This is a genomic window from Sphingobacterium thalpophilum (genome assembly GCF_901482695.1).
GTDB lineage: Bacteria > Bacteroidota > Bacteroidia > Sphingobacteriales > Sphingobacteriaceae > Sphingobacterium > Sphingobacterium thalpophilum.
Window position 1 is genome coordinate 4,043,601 of the sequence record NZ_LR590484.1, and the last position, 17,870, is coordinate 4,061,470.

Genomic DNA, 17,870 nt, shown 5'->3' on the forward strand with positions numbered 1-17,870 from the left:
CTTATTTTTGCGGTGGCGGATACCTCGCTGGGTACGGGAGAAAATAGCTTGTCGCGGTATATCGTTTATAAATTTTACAAGAGCAAGTATGAAACTGCCGGTCATAAAATATTTGATTGCCGTGATGGTGCTAGCAATATTGCACCTGAATGTGCTTGGACAAGACTCAGTCTTGCTGAAAAGAGGCGTGGTCAACGACAGGGTGCAGGCCAATGTCAGCCGCAAGCTGGGTGTAGATTCTGTGCGCGCCGGAAATGATTCGCTTCGAAGTGAGCTGAGAAAGATAAATCTAGCCTTTCTTTCCAATATCCGGATTTCGTCCCTAGCCGAGGTAGTTGCCCAGCTGAACGAAAAGTCAAACGCGTATGCGGCGATAAATAGTCGTACAGCCGAAGATTCTATCTCCACAGTGAAGCGTATGATCAGTGAAGAAATCAGACAGCTCAGGTCGATGAAAGGTAGTATTGGTAATTATGTGAACAGCCTCCATACAACCAGACAGCAGATCGGGGATGTGGTCAGCCGTTTTGATATCAATGCTGGAAATCATGGTAGAGCATATCAATACCTGAACAACGCAGAACTGAAGCTAACGGCAAAGATGGACTCGCTCGAATTGATTGGCCGTAGTATCGATCAGCTTATTAGCACAAACCAGCATCATCTCACTCGTCTTGATCAGTTACATACGACAAAGAGCAACAGCAGCAATAGAGACTCTCTAAGGAGCAAGAGTTCGCTTTGGAAGGCCAACTCTACCAGTATTTCAAAAGAAGTAATTTTGAACAATATTCGCAGCAATTACAGCAACAATAAATCCATAGATAAATATGTCAACCGAACAGATTGGGCGAGCCGTATTTTACTCATTGTGCTGGGCATGGCATACTGTTACTGGATAGCTCGTGTTGCATATGTCCTTAGACAGCATGATGCTCAAAACAAAATTGCCATTGATACGATTGTCGGAAAGACCATCATCTTTCTTCTTACATTGCTGCCATTCGTCAATTTCTTTACACCAACTTTTATACTCCAGGCCTCACAGCTGCTGATCATGTTGATTTTTATGTTTTTGCTGCGGCACAAAATGACGGGACAACAGCGCAAGATCGCACTGATTCTGATCGTCTTTTATCTGTTGGATGTCTTTGCTAATATGATTGTCAGCGATGACCTGCTGCTGCGCATCATATGCATTGCATTTAATTTGGTCGCCTTAGGACTGGTCAGCTATACGAAAAGACGGATACAGAATCCGCAAAGTCCGGGTTATGTCAGTAGCTTTGTCTACGTGATATTTGCAATTTTAAATATTACAGCGATCACATTGAATATCATCGGCCATGTGGATCATTCCCGCAGCTTTAGCATTGCCTGCGCCGTTGGGCTGGTCCAGTCCTTCACTCTGCAGTATTTTTCTGATATGATCAAAACTGATGTTCGCAACCAATTCCGAAAAGATCGCTTAGTTGCCGGTTTTTGGAGACGTTTTAATGAACAGCGTACGCTGGCAATCGTCGCAAAAATACTTCGGGTCATCTGTATATTGCTCGCTATTATTGTATTGGCTAATAATTTACAGTTTATCGAGCAATTATGGAATCTGAGCGAAACATTCTTCGGTAAGGTCCGATCCATTGGAAGTATATCTTTCACGTTGGGCAATCTTGGGGTTGCCATACTGCTGCTATTGGTGGCAAACTGGTTTCAGAAAAATATCAGCCTCATTGTCCTGGGGGGAGAAGACGGCCAGATCAATCAGGTCTACGATCAGAAGATGACCTTGTTCCCTTTGTTCCGTCTTGCGATTATTCTGATCGGTTTTTTCATGGCTGTCTCCGCTCTGGGAATGAGCCTGGATAAATTGACGGTTGTTATTGGAGCACTAAGTGTCGGTATAGGTCTCGGAATGCAGAACATCATCAATAATTTTGTATCCGGCATTATCCTGGTTTTCGATAAGCCTTTTCGGGTAGGCGATCAGATCGAGCTCGCTGATAAAAAAGGACGCGTCAAAGAAATAGGTATTCGTGCGAGTGTGTTAAAGACGGGAGATGGCGCAGATGTAATCATTCCCAATGGCGATCTGCTGTCCGGAAGGGTGGTCAACTGGACCTTGTCCCAGGAATACAGTAAGACAAGTTTCGTCCTCCATATTGACCGAAAGGCAGATCTTGAAGAAGCCAAACAATGGATCCGAGATGCCATGGCGGCGAGCCCACACTTTGTGAACGACCGCGAAAGCGGGATTAGTGTACAGGATATCAGCGAAGATATGATCTATCTGAGCGTGTCGTGCTGGGTGAATTTTGCAGCAAATGTGTCGGCTTTCAAAAACGACCTACTCATTATCTTGTATAAGCAGTTCGAAGAAGCTGGGCTGAAATTTTACAGTGTCCTTCCCCCCAAAAGTAGCTAGGGAAACCAGTTCGGTCAGGCAGTTGAATATCGTTGGCTATATTCGTATACATGCCTTCGATTTCATCCCTTACGGTAAGCTTTTGGGCTGAGCCCCTTCGCTCGTTTATAGAAGTGGGAAAGATGGCTTTCGTCCACAAACCCTAATTCTGCAGCAATCTGTTTGAGTGTATAGGTTGGGGATTTCAACCGGCTCTCTATCAATTCAAGCCGATAGGTATTGATGTAGGACCGTAAACTCATCCCGAAATTTTTCTTGAAGTAGACACCGAAATAACTGGGGGAAATGTTAAACTTTTGCGCGATGGTTTTTATCTGTAAATGCTCAGGCGTGAAGATATGCTGATGAATATATGTGGAGATAGACCGGTCAATAGATGACTGTTGCAGTGGAAGACGCTGTACTTCAGAGAACTCTTTATAAAGACTAAAAGCAGCAACGAGCTGATCAAACAACCACTGCGAGTTGAGGTTCACTGCCGTCGCGCAATAAAGCCGGATAGCTTCCATCACAAAAGAATAGGTGAGGCGGTCGTGGGCGTCCATTCGTAGTTTATGTTCGCGTAGGCCGCGATCGTTCATGAGTTCCATAATCCAGGCATATAGCTTCTGGCTGCGGCGGTTTTGAAGGAAATACGTATCGGTAAAAAGTATAAACAGAAAATGTGTCTTCTCCACGATTTTGAAATAATGCTTATCGGAGGGGCTTACCAGAAATAGGTCGCCCTGTTCATATTCTAGCTCAAACTTATTGATCACATGAAGACCCTCGCCGCGCCGGATATAGACAAACTCATAGTAATTCTGCCCATGTAAAGGCAGGTGAAAACTGTCTTCGACAAACTCGTTAATCAATAATGGCGCAAATTGCTTTTTTTGCATTGAACATTTATTATATCATTAAATATACATAAAAATAATGTATTTATACATGTTTTAACCTTCTCAACTATCGCACTTTTGTGTTGTAAAAATCGAATAAAAAGATGGTTAATTTTATCATGATTGCCTTTTGTATTGCTACAGGCATGCTGTTGCGGCGTGCTAACTTAATACATAATGAAGCCCACAAAGGAATTAATACGTGGATACTCTATTTCGCACTGCCAGCGGTATCGTTTAAATATATTCCTAAAATTATTTGGTCGCCCCAGTTGTTCTTTCCAGTGTTTTCTGCCGTACTGGTTTGGGCGGGAAGCTGGCTGTTTATGGAATACTATTGTCGACGTAAAGCTTATAAACAGCGATCCAGAAGCAGTCTCGAATTGGCAGCAGGTTATAGTAATACTTCTTTTATCGGCTTTCCGTTGATCATGGCTTATTTTGGTGAAACGCAGTTGCCTATTGCGATCATCTGTGACCAGACGACATTCATCCTACTGTCGACAGCAGGCATTGTCAACGCTTTGCGGGCCAATCTGCGCGACGGACAGCGTATTGAAGCAAAGTTTATGTTTAGGAAACTCATTAGCTTTCCCCCACTGATCGGATGCATTGCTGCGCTTGCCTTGACCCGAGTTACTGATCTGTCCGTCGCCGAGCCTTTTTTCGATAAGCTGGTCGCGACTGTGGGACCGCTGGCGCTTTTTTCAATAGGACTCCAGCTAAAATTCGACGGCTGGAAACAACAGCTGTCGCAGATAAGTGCCGCCATGATCTATAAATTGCTGCTGGCACCCTTACTCGTACTGCTTTCCGCATTGTTGTTTGGCGTGTCTGGGCCAGTAGCGCGCATCAGTATTTTCGAAGCTGCAATGCCCACGTTGGTCACTTCCGGCATTATTGCCGAGCAGTATCATCTAAATACCAAACTGGTCAATCTGGTCATCGGTTTCAGTATCGTTCTTGGCTTGTTGACGACAGCAGCCTGGGATACCCTAATCCGACTCTTCATTGCCGCCTAACCCATAATCCGTATCTTAGACGAAGAAAACCTCAGTCTGTGCCACGATTGTTAAAAATATATCCGCAGACAACTTTTTCACTTTTCATCTGTTATAGGACTATAACCATCTATAAAGGAGGTATATTATGAACCTGATACACAGAATTGAACACTGGGGAAATGTCCATCATCCGCAATGGATCGACTACCTCAGAATTGCGCTTGGAATCGTGATTTTTGCCAAAGGCATAACTTTCGTCAATGATCGGATTGTGGTACAGCATATGATCGAACAAAGTAGTTTCCATTTATCCATATGGGGAGCTGTTCATTATGTTGTCTTCACACATCTTGTCGGCGGACTATTCCTTATCCTCGGCTTTCAGACACGCCTGGCATCACTGCTCTTATTCCCCGTGCTGATAGGTGCGGTTTTCTTTGTTAATATTACCAATGGGTTTAGTTACCTGAACTCTGAATTGTGGCTTTCCATAGTCGTCCTCTGTTTGCTGGTCTTTTTTATGGTGATGGGATCCGGTAAGTATTCACTTGATCAGATGATGAATAAACCTGGATATAAGAGGAATATCTAAATCAATGAGCTTGTAAATATGTAGCCGACAATCTTGGCAAACATTTAACACGAGATATTAGGCTAACACAGAAGCGTAAAAATAGGGGGCATCTTCTCGGATGCCCCCTCTCTATGTATGAAATTTTTATTAATTGTTTTGATTCTCTATCCATTTCCGTGCGTTTACAAAGGCTTCAAGCCAAGGGGATACTTCATCCTGACGGCCTTTAGGATAGTTGGCCCAGTTCCATTGGAAAACAGAGCGCTCGATATGCGGCATAGTCGCCAGGTGTCGGCCCGTTTTGTCGCAGATCATTGCCGTATTATAATCCGAACCATTTGGGTTGTGTGGATAGTCAGCGTAAGCATATTTAGCAACGATGTTATACTGTTCCTCCGGATATGGAAGCTGGAATTTTCCTTCGCCATGTGAAATCCAAACGCCTAATGTGCTACCTGCCAGTGTGGAAAGCATGACGGAATTGTTTTCTTTAATTTTTACAGAAACAAAGTTAGACTCGTGTTTTGCGGAGGTATTGTGCAACATCTTGCCATGTACTTCATGTTCTGGATTGATCAATTCCAGCTCCATGAATAACTGACAACCGTTACAGATACCCACGGACAGGGTGTCCGGGCGGGTAAAGAAATCGTTCAGTGCTTTCTTCGCTTTTTCATTGTATAGGAAAGCTCCTGCCCATCCTTTGGCGGAACCCAGTACATCTGAATTGGAAAAGCCACCGACGGCACCAATAAATTGTATATCTTCAAGAGTCTCCCGGCCCGATATCAGATCAGTCATATGCACATCTTTCACATCGAAACCCGCTAAGAACATAGCGTTGGCCATTTCACGTTCAGAATTAGAACCCTTCTCACGTAAGATCGCCGCCTTAGGACGAGGCTTGTTGCCATCAATCACCGGTTTTTTGCCGTCAAATTGGCTTGGAAAGGTAAAGTTCAATGGCTGATGTTTGTAGTTGTCGAAGCGCTGCTGAGCTGTGCCATTTTTAGATTGTTTCGAATCCAGCAGGAATGAAGTCATTGACCATACATCTCGCGTGGCAGCTACGTCAAAGCTAAACGAATCTTGCTGATTCTTTACGGTCACAACATTCCCTTCCACAGCCTGCCCGATTTTCACGGCGTCTACACCTGCCTCTTTTATGATAGCTTCGAAGACAATGTCCTGTTTGGCCTGAAGCACAAGTGCGATGTTTTCATTAAAGAAAGCTTTTACTGTATCCACTTCATTTAGCGCCGAAAGATCGTAATTGGCCGCCAGATTAATATCTGCAAACGTCATTTCCAGCAAAGTGGTGATTAGACCGCCAGACCCCACGTCGTGTCCGGCCTCAATCTGTCCTTCTTGAATTAGTCGCTGTACGGTATTAAATGCGGTTTTGAAATAATCGGCATCCTGGATATTGGGCACTTCCGTTCCAAGTTTATTGACAATCTGCGCGAAAGACGAGCCGCCGAGCTTGAATTTGTCTTTCGATAAATTGATATAGTAAATGGAACCTGCCTGTTTGTTCAAGACCGGTTCAACAACTTTTGTGATGTCTGTACAATTGCCTGCAGCGGAGATGATTAAAGTACCCGGAGCGATGACATTTTCGCCATTTGGATATTTTTGTTTCATAGACAGTGAATCCTTTCCAGTAGGAATATTGATTCCCAATGCGATAGCGAAATCCGAACAGGCTTTTACAGCTTGGTAAAGACGTGCGTCTTCACCTTCATTATTGGCAGCCCACATCCAGTTGGCAGATAGGGAAACCCCTGCCAGGCCATTTTTGATTGGCGCAAAGACGATATTGGACAGCGATTCAGCAATGGCTGTTTTACTTGCCGACGCAGGGTCAATTAGCGCTGCCACAGGCGAATGTCCGATGGTTGTCGCAATCCCTTCCTTACCCTTATAATCCAGTGCCATGACGCCCACGTTGTTTAATGGTAGCTGCAATGGGCCTGTACATTGCTGTTTGGCAACACGACCACCAACACAGCGGTCAACTTTATTTGTTAACCAGTCTTTGGAAGCGACTGCCTCCAATTGCAAGACTTGTTGGAGATAATTCGGAATATTGTTTACATCATACGCGATTGCAGCATAATGACGGACAATGGTACTGTCACGCATAAATGTTTTTGGTGACGACCCGAAGAAATCGGCCAAATCATAGTCCATCGGTTTTTGGCCACTGCTTTTTGATTGAAATGTAAATCGGTGGTCGCCGGTAACATCACCCACAGTGTACATGGGGGCACGCTCTCGGTCCGCCACACGTTTTAACGTTTCGATGTCGTTTTCTGCAATCACCAATCCCATACGTTCCTGCGATTCATTGCCTATAATTTCTTTTGCGGATAGGGTAGGGTCGCCTACTGGAAGCGCATCCAGATCAATCAGGCCGCCCGTCTCTTCGACAAGCTCGGACAGACAGTTTAGATGCCCTCCGGCACCGTGGTCATGAATAGAGACAATAGGGTTATGATCAGATTCTACCAGACCACGTACGGCGTTCGCGGCACGTTTTTGCATCTCCGGATTAGAGCGCTGGATGGCATTCAATTCGATCCCCGATCCGAAAGCACCAGTGTCGGCCGAAGAAACAGCAGCACCACCCATGCCGATGCGATAATTTTCGCCGCCCAGAACGACGATTTTATCGCCCGCTTTCGGTGTATGTTTTTTTGCTTGGTCCAATTTCCCGTAACCGACACCGCCAGCCTGCATAATCACTTTGTCATACCCCAACTTGCGACCATCCTCCTCATGTTCAAATGTCAGTACGGATCCAGCAATCAGGGGCTGTCCGAATTTATTGCCGAAGTCCGACGCTCCATTGGAAGCTTTGATTAAGATGTCTACCGGTGTCTGGTAAAGCCATTGTCGTTCGGCCATTGCTTTTTCCCAAGGACGGTCCTGTAGCAACCGTGAGTAGGCCGTCATATATACCGCCGTCCCGGCTAACGGGATGGCTCCCTGACCACCGGCCATACGATCGCGGATTTCACCGCCCGACCCAGTAGCCGCACCCGAAAATGGTTCTACTGTCGTTGGAAAATTGTGTGTTTCGGCCTTGACCGACAGGACTGAATCGAATAATTTCTCCTCGTAAAAATCTGGTCTGTCAGCCGATTTAGGCGCAAATTGTGTCACACGTGGACCTTTAATAAAAGCCACGTTATCTTTATAAGCTGAAACAATCTCGTTCGGATTGGTTTCGGAAGTTTTTTTGATTAATTTGAATAAAGACGTAGGCTGTTCCTCACCATCAATAATGAAAGTTCCGTTGAAGATTTTATGTCTACAGTGTTCAGAGTTCGCTTGAGAAAAAGCAAAGACTTCCGAGTCCGTCAAATGGCGGCCCAACTTCGCAGACAGCTTGTTGAGATACTCCACTTCTTCCGGATTTAATGCCAGCCCCTCAGCCTTATTGTAGGCATCGATATCTTCAATTTCGAGGATAGGCTCAGGAGTAATGTCGACAGTATATATGTCTTGCGTCAACATGCTGAACTTTTGCGAAATCATTGGATCGAAATCGTTGAAATCTGCAGGTACCGGATGAAATTCTTCAATCCGGATAATGCCTTCAATACCCATGTTCTGCGTGATCTCCACCGCATTGGTACTCCAAGGAGTGATCATTGCCGCACGGGGGCCTACAAAGTAATGGTTAAGGGTTTGGTCGTCAAGTTTTTTGGCATTGCCGAACAGCCAGTTGAGTTTAGTAATGTCTTCTTGTGATAAAGAGTTTACGCTTTGAACACCATATACAGTGTTCGATGGGTTCTCAAAGAAATGAATCATTATAAATGTTGGTTTTGAACGTTCTTCAAATTAAAGCACAAAGTTACGTATTATTTTTATGGAAATGATTGAATTTTGGTGAAAAAATCGGAGTGCAGCAAGCCTGTGGGAAACGCGGGGAGCCTGCTTCAGATCCGTGATGGATGTGGGGCCGAACGCGGGTGAAATGATGTGGTTTTTGGAACGTCGCGACGGTAAATAGTAGGCCGCTGCTTAGTAATTGGAATTCAGTATGCTGCAAGCTGATCGCTAAATTGCCATTGTATATGAACTCAAATTTATCTAAGTTTGTGCATCAAATCAAATTCGAGATGAATATTTCATATAATTGGCTAAAACAACACGTAGATATAGATTCGACTCCAGAGGAACTGTCTTTGATCTTGACAAATACAGGATTGGAGGTAGAGGCACTGGATGTCGTGCAGAGTATTCCAGGAGGATTGGATGGTTTGGTTGTTGGGGAGGTGAAAACCTGCGAGCAGCATCCCAATGCTGATAAACTTAAAGTGACTACGGTAGATGTAGGTAAGCCAGAGTTATTGCATATCGTTTGTGGCGCACCCAATTGCCGTATGGGACTAAAGGTTATTGTGGCCACGGTGGGCACCACTTGTCATCCGACAGCAGGCGAACCCTTTAAAATTACAAAATCCAAAATCAGGGGCGAAGTGTCTGAAGGAATGCTATGCGGTGAAGATGAGATCGGATTGGGTACATCGCATGCGGGCATCGTTGAGTTGCCTGCTGATGTTGAGGTAGGCACCTTGGTTAAGGACCACTTCAATATTCAGGACGACTATAGGTATGAAATTGGGCTAACTCCTAACCGCGCCGATGCCGCTTCACATTTAGGGGTTGCGAGAGACATTGCAGCCTATTTCCGTACAAAAATACGAAAGGCTGATGTATCCGCCTTCCGTGCGGGTGAGGCGACCGGGACGGCCGTTGTTGTAGAAAATACCGAAGCTTGCCCACGCTATAGTGGCATCAATATTTCGGGCGTCAAAGTCGCTGAATCGCCAGACTGGCTAAAGGAAAAATTGAATGTCATCGGTGTACGTCCGATCAATAACGTAGTCGATATCACGAATTATATCTTACACGACTTAGGACAGCCGCTGCATGCCTTCGATGCCGATCAGATTGCTGGCAATCAGGTTCTTGTCCGTTCGGCAGTGGCAGGTGAGAAGTTTGTTACCTTGGATGGCGTCGAGCGCACCCTATCGGCAGAAGATCTGGTGATTGCAGATGCTGAAAAGCCAATGTGTATTGCAGGAGTTTTTGGGGGAGCACACTCAGGGGTTTCTGATGAGACAACCAACGTATTCTTGGAGTCCGCTTACTTTAATGCGGTTTCTGTGCGGAAGACTTCCAAAAGACATACCCTAAAAACAGATGCTTCCTTCCGTTTCGAACGCGGAACTGATCCAACGATTACTGTCGAAGCGTTGAAACGGGCGGCATTGTTGATTCAGGAGGTTGCGGGTGGTACAATATCATCAACACTGAAAGATGTATATCCTGTGGAGATCAAACCATATGCCTTCCATGTGAGCTACTCCAATGTTGTTCGTTTAATCGGACAGGCTATCCCAAATGAAGAGATTAAATCCATTATCCTTGCGCTGGGCATTGAAATTGCTGCAGAGAGTGCCGAGGGACTGGATGTCCTGGTACCAGCGTATCGTGTGGACGTCACTCGGGAAGTAGACGTGGTAGAAGAAGTGTTACGGATCTATGGTTATAACAATATCGAGCTAAAATCTCAGATCAAAGCCTCGTTAAATACTGTTGAAAAGCCGGAAAAAGAAGTCGTTCTTAACCAATTGGCGGATTTATTGATCGCGAATGGATTCCGTGAGATATTGTCCAACTCATTGACCAAACTCGATTATGCCGACGATAGCGATACAGCTGTAAAATTGTTTAACCCACTGAGTTCAGATCTAGATACAATGCGTCAAAATATGTTATTTTCGATGCTAAACGCTATTGAATACAACCAGAAAAGACGAAATTTTGATCTTAAATTTTTTGAATTCGGCAAGACTTACGTGCAGGATGGAGAGGGATACAAAGAAACTCAACACCTCGCTTTTGCGCTGACAGGCCGCCAAGAAGCAGAGCAGTGGAACAGTAAAAAAGGCCATGTTAGTTTCTACAACCTGAAGGCGGCCGTTGACACGATTGTCAAACGCCTGAAAATTGACGGAATTCAAATACAGGATGCACCGAGCAATCATTTTGTTTATGGATTGAGTTACATGAAAGGACAAAAATGTTTGGTGTCTTTTGGGGCAGTTGCGCAGGCAAATTTGAAAAAGGCCGATGTCGAAGGGCAAGTGTTCTTCGCAGACTTTGACTCGGATCTGTTGATGAAGATTATTCGTAAGAATGGCATTCAATATAAAGAGGTATCCAAGTTCCCGTCTGTTCGCCGCGATCTGTCGTTGTTGATCGACGAGAATGTAAGCTTCGACAAGTTGCAATATGTTGCTCAGAAGACCGAACGCAAGCTTTTGAAGGAAGTAAATGTATTTGACGTTTACAAAGGCGATAAAATTCCTGAAGGGAAAAAGTCTTATGCTCTGAGCTTTATCTTGCAGGATGAAGAAAAAACGCTGACCGATAAACAAATTGATGCGATAGTTCAAAAATTAATTGTTAATTTTGAGAAGGAACTCAGTGCAGAAGTGCGCGGTTAATTAGACAAAAACATTAGTTGGTAATCTTCAATTTATATTATGGCAACATTGTCTTCACAAATGAATCTGATCGTTGAGAAAACGAAAAATTTAATTCAAATGTGCGAAGTCTTGCAGGAAGAAAATGATTTGCTTAAATTAGAGGTACAATCCTTAAAAGTGGCTTTCGACGCGAGCAACGAAAAGAGCAAGCAGTTGGAAGAGAAAGTCAAAGCGTTGGCAGTAGCCCGAACTTTGGATTCTGAAGCGGATAAGGAGGCAATTAATGAAAAAATACTTGACACAAAACAAAAAATTAACGATTTTGTGCGAGAAATAGACAAGTGTATTAGTTTGTTGAAGTAGTTGGATAAGATAGCGAGGGATTCGGCTAATACAACGTTAAAAAGCTCAAAGAGATGGGAGAGATTTCCATAAAAATAAATATCGCAGACCGTGTTTACCCCTTAAGGGTAGATAGCGCGGAGGAAGAAGTGATCCGACACGCTGCGAAATTGATAAATGAAAAAGTAAAGGAATTGCAGGAAAACTATACTGTAAGGGATAAACAGGATTTGTTGTCCATGTGTGTATTGCAATTTGCGACGCGTATGCTAAATGCGGAGCGGCAGTCACAGAACCATGAGGCAGGATTGGAGAATTCAGTACAGGAACTCGATCAGTTGTTGACGGATTTCTTTAACAAATAAATTTACGTTCTTTATATTTAGAGCTTAAAACGACGAATTTGCCGCAATTAAATTCGGGTTGTCACTATTTTAAACTTAACGCTTCAATATTACAGGCGCAAAGAGATATAGGCCATTTTGCGAAAGCCATCTAGGTCACAATCTAAGCCTAATTATGTAATCACGAAGTTTAATAATACATGAGACCTGTTTAAATTTAATTGCGGTTTTTTTTTGCTTACAATGGAAACGAAATTAATAAATAACAAAAACAAATATATATAACACAATTATACATACATGGACGTCGCAATTTATATCATAATTTCTCTGATTGTTGGTGTAGCTATAGGCCGTTATCTTCTGGTCCTGTTATTCAAAAAACAAGAGCAGGAAGCCAAAGAAAAAGTGAATAGCATACTGAGAGAAGCAGAGCAGGAAGGAGAACACATTAAAAAGAAAAAACTCTTAGAAGCCAAAGAGAAATTCCTTCAACTAAAATCCGAACATGAAAAGGAAGTGAATCAACGTAACAACACCATCAATCAGAAGGAAAATACGTTGAGACAGAAAGAACAATCGATCAACCAAAAGCTTGAGAACATCAATCGCGATAAGCAGGAACTGGAGGCCCGAAAAAAACAGCTGGATAAGCTGGTGGAGCTTAACGAGAAGAAATCGGAGGAGGTCGAAACACTAAAATTGCAGCAGATTAAGCAGCTGGAGAGCATTGCAGGTGTCACCGCTGATGAAGCGAAAAACCAACTGGTGGATTCGCTGCGTGAAGAAGCACGCTCTCAGGCGATGATCCAGATCAAAGACATCGTGGATGAAGCGAAGCTAACGGCCACTAAAGAAGCGAAAAAGGTGGTAATTCAGACGATTCAGCGCACAGCGACCGAATCTGCTATCGAAAATACTGTTTCTATTTTTAATATCGAAAATGATGAGATCAAGGGGCGTATTATTGGTCGCGAAGGTCGTAATATCCGCGCTCTTGAAGCTGCTACAGGTGTTGAGATCATCGTTGATGATACTCCTGAAGCCATTATCCTATCGGGTTTTGATCCTGTACGTCGCGAAATTGCCCGTTTGGCGTTGCACCGCCTGGTGACCGATGGCCGTATTCACCCAGCCCGTATCGAGGAGGTGGTGGCCAAAACACGCACACAGATCGAAGATGAAATTGTCGAAATTGGTGAGCGTACGGCTATTGATTTGGGTATACACGGCTTGCATCCCGAATTAATCCGTATGGTAGGACGTATGCGTTACCGCTCGTCTTACGGTCAGAACCTGTTGCAGCACTCTCGAGAGGTAGCTAATTTTGCAGCAACCATGGCTGCTGAACTTGGATTAAATGTAAAGCATGCCAAACGCGCCGGCTTGCTGCACGATATTGGTAAAGTGCCTGATGATAATCCCGAGTTGCCACATGCCATCCTCGGAATGCAGCTAGCAGAAAAATACAAAGAACATCCTGATGTCTGCAATGCCATCGGGGCACACCATGACGAAATTGAGATGACAGCCCTTATATCGCCAATTGTGCAGGCCTGTGATGCGATTTCGGGAGCCCGTCCGGGAGCCCGTCGTGAGGTGGTTGAAAGTTACATCAAACGTTTGAAAGAGCTCGAAGACCTTGCTTTGTCTTACCCCGGTGTCGAAAAAACATTCGCCATTCAGGCAGGTCGCGAACTGCGGGTAATTGTTGAGAGCGAGAAGGTGTCTGATGCGCAGTCTGAAATATTGGCCGCAGATATTTCTAACCGTATACAGACAGAAATGACTTATCCGGGACAAATCAAGGTTACCGTTATCCGCGAGACCAGATCGGTATCCTACGCGAAGTAACCCAATTCCTGTCATAAAAAAGAAGCCCAATCATCGATCGGGCTTCTTTTTTATGATATGATCTTCAATAGGCTTGGTATTACAGTTCGGTTAAGCTAATGCTCGCTGATCTATTATTAGCTATTATTGGAAGAAATCGATCAGATCACCTACCGATTCGAGTAAATAGGAGGGACATTCTTTTTCCAGTTCTTCTTTGCTACCGTATCCATAGAGAACAGCGATGGCGTCCATGCCGGTCTCTTTGGCACCGATCAGATCATGTTTGCGGTCACCAATCATGATACAGTTTACCGGATTGGAGAGATTGGCGTTTTCCATGACATATTGAATGACACTTGTCTTTGTTGGTCGGGTATCGTCCAGCGTGCTCCCTCCGGCAAAATCAAAGTACTTGTCTATTTGAAAATGTTTCAGAATCTGATGTGCAAATATTTCCGGTTTCGACGTGGCCAGATAAACACGGTAGTCTTTTGTTTTAAGCCCTTCAAGCAATTCGGGTACGCGGTCAAACAGTAAATTCTCGTACAAACCGAGGGTGGAGAAGCGCTCGCGATATTTCTCCACGCATGCCAATGCTTCGGTTTCTTCAAAGCCAAATTGGCGCATAAATGATTCTTTTAACGGTGGGCCAATAAGCGGCTTGAGCGTACTTAAGTCCGCCGTATGGATGCCCTTGGCTTCAAGTGCATAAGCAATGCATTTAGTAATACCCTCTGCGGGATCGGTCAGGGTACCATCCAGATCAAATAAAATATGTTTATATGATTTCATGCTACAATATTACGGAATTGATCGAGCGCAGAAGAATCCGCCTAACTTCCAAAGCAGATCATGACACCTTACAGACCAAAAAATAAGAATATTGTATGAATCGCTCAGCGAAGCATATCAATATTTGTTAAATTTGCCGAATGAAACAAAAGAAGAAAATTCAGGAAGTAGAGCCGAAACGTCCAATCGATTACTATTTTGATGAATTAAATGCTAATTTCCAAGATCCGGTCAACCGTATTATTCAGATTATTTTTTTACCGCTCTTGTTTTTTGGAGTCATGGGCTGTATCTGGATGATACCTTTTCCACAATTCGAGTTTCTAGTCAGGCTCAATTGGCACAGCTTTTTGAACTGGGGGTCTTTCTTTATAGCCATTGTAATCTATTGCTATCTGCGACTGTCGGCGACCTTATCCTATGCCGTACTGTTTTCCATAGGGGGGATGAGTTATTTTATTGTACAGCTGGAGTATATAGAAAAAAATGGTGGTCCGGCAGTCATATGGGTATGCTTGGCGATTGCCCTCATATCGCTACTCGCATTATTTCTGGGTAAAAATAGAGAAAAGAAGACCGTCACAGGAAAACAATTTGTTCGTTTTCTGCTTATCGGACCGGTCTGGCTATGGCATTTTGTGTTTGAAAAATTTAAAATTAGATATTAAATCGTCATTGTGACTAAACATCACAGATAAGGCCCAGCTGCATCAGCTGGGCCTTATCTGTGGTTATGGTAATGCTGTGAAACTAATGTTTATAGTTAAACCATTTAATAATCTCTTTTAGGCTAGCTTTTTTACCGTAGATTAATATACCGACCCTATAGATACGTGCAGCTACCCAAGTGATTAATAAAAACGTGAGTACCAGTAAAGTCAGCGACGTCAGGATCTGCCAAAGCGGAACGCCAAACGGGATGCGTACAAGCATGGCGATCGGCGATGTAAATGGGATGAAGCTCAGCCATGTTGCGATGGTGCCATTTGGGTCGTTAATGATGACCCCAAAAGACAAGATATAGGTTAGCAGGAGTGGCATAGTGATCGGCATGGAGAATTGATTAGCTTCAGTTTCATTGTCAACGGCCGAACCTGCAGCAGCAAATATAGCGCTGTAGAGTAGGTAACCTGCGATAAAGAACAGGAAGAAGAACACAATCACTTCAGTAAAGTCGAAACTTTGTAAAGCGGAAAGGAGCGATGCAGGACCATTCTGACCGACCGCTTTGGAAACGGTGCCGAGATTGCCCGTACCGGGCTGGCCGGAAGCGACGGCCTGCACATCCTGAGGATTGACAAACAACGCTGTCGCGGTAATAAACAGACCTAGCGTTAATACGAGCCACATGGTGAACTGTGTTAGTCCGACCATGCCTATACCCACAATTTTGCCCATCATGAGCTGAAAAGGTTTTACCGAGGAAATGATGACTTCAATAATCCGGTTACTTTTTTCTTCAATGATACCCCGCATTACCTGTGCGCCGTAAAGGAAGAGAGAAAGGTAGACAAGTATGGCCAACGCCACCCCAATTCCCATAGCAATGGCGGTATTGCTGTTCTTTTCCTCTCCATCTGCAGTTATTTCCCTGGCATCGATCGTAACTTTGGGTTTAATGGACTGAATGGTATTAATATCAATACCTTTAGCTCTATATATACTGTCCCGGATGATTTCCTCCAGCTGTCCACTAATGACTTCTTGGGTCACAAAACTCGTTTTGCCATTGCTGATCAATTCAGCCTGCTGTGCGGCTAAAATGTCTTTCGGAATATAGAGGATGGCCTGTTTGCCTTGGCCAAGTGCAAGCTGTAGTTTCTGTTTCTGAAGATCCAGTGTACTTTTTTTATAACTGACATTTTTGTTGCTTCGTAATTTAGCCGCGAAGTTCCCCTGCTCATCGATAACAAAAACGTTGGTATGTGTGTCCTTGAAGCTCTTTTGGGTCAGATAAAACATGCCTGCATATAATGCGAAAAAGAAAAGCGGGACAGCGAAAGTCATTACGATGAACGACTTCTTTTTGACACGTGACAAATATTCGCGCTGGATGATAAGTAATATTTTATGCATGTTGTTGGGATAGAGGTGAAACTTGGGTAACCTTCTGAATAAAAATGTCCGCCATGGAGGGAACCAGTTCTATTAACTGATTGAGTTGCACTTTTGGCAACAAATCAGCGAGTACGTGATTTATGCTAACGTCGGGCTTCAGTTGAATACTGGCTGTATGCATGCTCTCTGTTTGCGTAGAATGGATTACCTCGTATAGCTGCTCGTTGACCAGATCAAAATTCAGGCTATTCGGCATGAAGTCCAGCTGATACGTTCGGTTGCTGTAATTTTTTTTGATGGCACGAACTGGACCGTCTAAAATCTTTTTCGAACGGTGGATCAATGCAATATTGTCGCAGAGCTCCTCAACAGTTTCCATCCGGTGGGTCGAGAAGATGATCGTTGCACCTTCGGCATTCAATCTGAGGATCTGCTCTTTGATGGTATTGGCATTGACCGGGTCAAACCCCGAAAACGGTTCGTCCAAAATAATCAGTTGAGGTTGATGGATAACTGTGGCTACAAACTGCACTTTCTGTTGCATCCCCTTACTGAGGTCTTCGATTTTCTTGTTCCACCACGAAGTGATTTCCAGACGTTCGCACCAGTCGTGGATCCTGCGTAACGCCTCTTTTCGTGAAAGCCCTTTTAACTGAGCGAGGTAGCACATCTGCTCGCCAATTTTCATTTTTTTGTACAGCCCGCGTTCTTCAGGTAGATAACCAATTTGGCCAATGTGCTGTGGTCCCAGGGGCTGTCCATTAAACCGGATTTCTCCGGAGTCTGGCCCAGTAATCTGGTTGATGATACGTATCAGCGAAGTCTTTCCCGCGCCATTTGGTCCCAGTAGTCCAAAGATTTTACCCTGAGGGATTTCCATGGATACATCATCCAGTGCGCGGTGACTGGCGTAGTCCTTCGTAACATGATTGATTTCAAGTAACATTTTATATCAGGTTTAATTATATGTGTTCGAGAAAAAGCCGGGTTGCAGCTTCTGTTCCCCGAGATACTATGTTTATTTTATCGATTAGTAGTGATATCGTTGTAAACGTTACAGTAAAAGTAGTAAAGTTTTATAGAATAGATGGTGGCTAAACCTTGC

At 44.0% G+C, this 17,870-nt stretch carries 13 protein-coding genes; 8 read left to right on the forward strand and 5 right to left on the reverse strand.

The genetic code is table 11. The features are described 5' to 3' along the window. Positions 1-88 precede the first annotated feature (88 nt). Complete coding sequence (locus tag FGL37_RS16700; RefSeq protein WP_028068892.1) at positions 89-2,422, forward strand: mechanosensitive ion channel family protein; 2,334 nt, start codon at positions 89-91, stop codon at positions 2,420-2,422. 62 nt (positions 2,423-2,484) lie between these two features. On the opposite strand, the gene FGL37_RS16705 is transcribed toward FGL37_RS16700, so the two are convergent. After that, positions 2,485-3,303 carry an AraC family transcriptional regulator gene (locus FGL37_RS16705; RefSeq protein WP_028068891.1) on the reverse strand — a complete coding sequence of 273 codons (819 nt, stop codon included), beginning with the start codon at positions 3,301-3,303 and terminating at the stop codon, positions 2,485-2,487. Positions 3,304-3,407: 104 nt separating this feature from the next. On the opposite strand from FGL37_RS16705, the gene FGL37_RS16710 reads away from it, so the two are divergent. Continuing rightward, complete coding sequence (locus FGL37_RS16710; protein ID WP_028068890.1) at positions 3,408-4,325, forward strand: AEC family transporter; 918 nt, start codon at positions 3,408-3,410, stop codon at positions 4,323-4,325. A gap of 127 nt (positions 4,326-4,452) precedes the next feature. Then, positions 4,453-4,899 (forward strand): DoxX family protein, encoded by a 447-nt coding sequence (locus FGL37_RS16715; protein WP_028068889.1) that lies wholly within the window; start codon positions 4,453-4,455, stop codon positions 4,897-4,899. A 129-nt stretch (positions 4,900-5,028) separates the two neighbouring features. Here FGL37_RS16715 and purL read toward each other — a convergent pair whose 3' ends face one another. Further along, positions 5,029-8,703 carry a phosphoribosylformylglycinamidine synthase gene (purL, locus tag FGL37_RS16720; protein WP_028068888.1) on the reverse strand — a complete coding sequence of 1,225 codons (3,675 nt, stop codon included), beginning with the start codon at positions 8,701-8,703 and terminating at the stop codon, positions 5,029-5,031. 311 nt (positions 8,704-9,014) lie between these two features. On the opposite strand from purL, the gene pheT reads away from it, so the two are divergent. The 4 genes from pheT (at position 9,015) to rny (ending at position 13,933) form a co-directional block, all read left to right on the forward strand. After that, positions 9,015-11,411: a phenylalanine--tRNA ligase subunit beta gene (gene pheT, locus FGL37_RS16725; protein ID WP_028068887.1), complete on the forward strand. Its 2,397-nt coding sequence runs from the start codon at positions 9,015-9,017 to the stop codon at positions 11,409-11,411. A gap of 39 nt (positions 11,412-11,450) precedes the next feature. Next, positions 11,451-11,756 carry a hypothetical protein gene (locus tag FGL37_RS16730; protein WP_028068886.1) on the forward strand — a complete coding sequence of 102 codons (306 nt, stop codon included), beginning with the start codon at positions 11,451-11,453 and terminating at the stop codon, positions 11,754-11,756. A 53-nt stretch (positions 11,757-11,809) separates the two neighbouring features. Beyond that, entirely contained in the window at positions 11,810-12,100 is a 291-nt protein-coding gene (locus tag FGL37_RS16735) for a cell division protein ZapA (RefSeq protein WP_028068885.1), read from the forward strand. Positions 12,101-12,379: 279 nt separating this feature from the next. Continuing rightward, complete coding sequence (gene rny / locus FGL37_RS16740; RefSeq protein ID WP_028068884.1) at positions 12,380-13,933, forward strand: ribonuclease Y; 1,554 nt, start codon at positions 12,380-12,382, stop codon at positions 13,931-13,933. Between the two features lie 123 nt (positions 13,934-14,056). Here rny and FGL37_RS16745 read toward each other — a convergent pair whose 3' ends face one another. After that, positions 14,057-14,707, reverse strand: a complete 651-nt coding sequence (locus FGL37_RS16745) for an HAD-IA family hydrolase (RefSeq protein ID WP_028068883.1) — start codon at positions 14,705-14,707, stop codon at positions 14,057-14,059. A 140-nt stretch (positions 14,708-14,847) separates the two neighbouring features. On the opposite strand from FGL37_RS16745, the gene FGL37_RS16750 reads away from it, so the two are divergent. After that, entirely contained in the window at positions 14,848-15,375 is a 528-nt protein-coding gene (locus tag FGL37_RS16750) for a DUF962 domain-containing protein (protein ID WP_028068882.1), read from the forward strand. An 82-nt stretch (positions 15,376-15,457) separates the two neighbouring features. Here FGL37_RS16750 and FGL37_RS16755 read toward each other — a convergent pair whose 3' ends face one another. Next, positions 15,458-16,783 carry an ABC transporter permease gene (locus FGL37_RS16755; RefSeq protein WP_028068881.1) on the reverse strand — a complete coding sequence of 442 codons (1,326 nt, stop codon included), beginning with the start codon at positions 16,781-16,783 and terminating at the stop codon, positions 15,458-15,460. Beyond that, positions 16,776-17,711 (reverse strand): ABC transporter ATP-binding protein, encoded by a 936-nt coding sequence (locus FGL37_RS16760; protein ID WP_028068880.1) that lies wholly within the window; start codon positions 17,709-17,711, stop codon positions 16,776-16,778. Before FGL37_RS16760 ends, FGL37_RS16755 begins: the two co-directional genes overlap by 8 nt. Positions 17,712-17,870: the final 159 nt, after the last annotated feature.

What these genes read in the sequence shown, in the direction of transcription:
- FGL37_RS16735 (WP_028068885.1), top strand. Translation starts at nt 11,810, where the DNA reads ATGGGAGAGATTTCCATAAAAATAAATATCGCAGACCGTGTTTACCCC.
- FGL37_RS16755 (WP_028068881.1), bottom strand. Translation starts at nt 16,783, where the DNA reads ATGCATAAAATATTACTTATCATCCAGCGCGAATATTTGTCACGTGTC.
- FGL37_RS16700 (WP_028068892.1), top strand. Translation starts at nt 89, where the DNA reads ATGAAACTGCCGGTCATAAAATATTTGATTGCCGTGATGGTGCTAGCA.
- pheT (WP_028068887.1), top strand. Translation starts at nt 9,015, where the DNA reads ATGAATATTTCATATAATTGGCTAAAACAACACGTAGATATAGATTCG.
- rny (WP_028068884.1), top strand. Translation starts at nt 12,380, where the DNA reads ATGGACGTCGCAATTTATATCATAATTTCTCTGATTGTTGGTGTAGCT.
- FGL37_RS16745 (WP_028068883.1), bottom strand. Translation starts at nt 14,707, where the DNA reads ATGAAATCATATAAACATATTTTATTTGATCTGGATGGTACCCTGACC.
- FGL37_RS16715 (WP_028068889.1), top strand. Translation starts at nt 4,453, where the DNA reads ATGAACCTGATACACAGAATTGAACACTGGGGAAATGTCCATCATCCG.
- FGL37_RS16760 (WP_028068880.1), bottom strand. Translation starts at nt 17,711, where the DNA reads ATGTTACTTGAAATCAATCATGTTACGAAGGACTACGCCAGTCACCGC.
- purL (WP_028068888.1), bottom strand. Translation starts at nt 8,703, where the DNA reads ATGATTCATTTCTTTGAGAACCCATCGAACACTGTATATGGTGTTCAA.
- FGL37_RS16710 (WP_028068890.1), top strand. Translation starts at nt 3,408, where the DNA reads ATGGTTAATTTTATCATGATTGCCTTTTGTATTGCTACAGGCATGCTG.
- FGL37_RS16750 (WP_028068882.1), top strand. Translation starts at nt 14,848, where the DNA reads ATGAAACAAAAGAAGAAAATTCAGGAAGTAGAGCCGAAACGTCCAATC.
- FGL37_RS16705 (WP_028068891.1), bottom strand. Translation starts at nt 3,303, where the DNA reads ATGCAAAAAAAGCAATTTGCGCCATTATTGATTAACGAGTTTGTCGAA.
- FGL37_RS16730 (WP_028068886.1), top strand. Translation starts at nt 11,451, where the DNA reads ATGGCAACATTGTCTTCACAAATGAATCTGATCGTTGAGAAAACGAAA.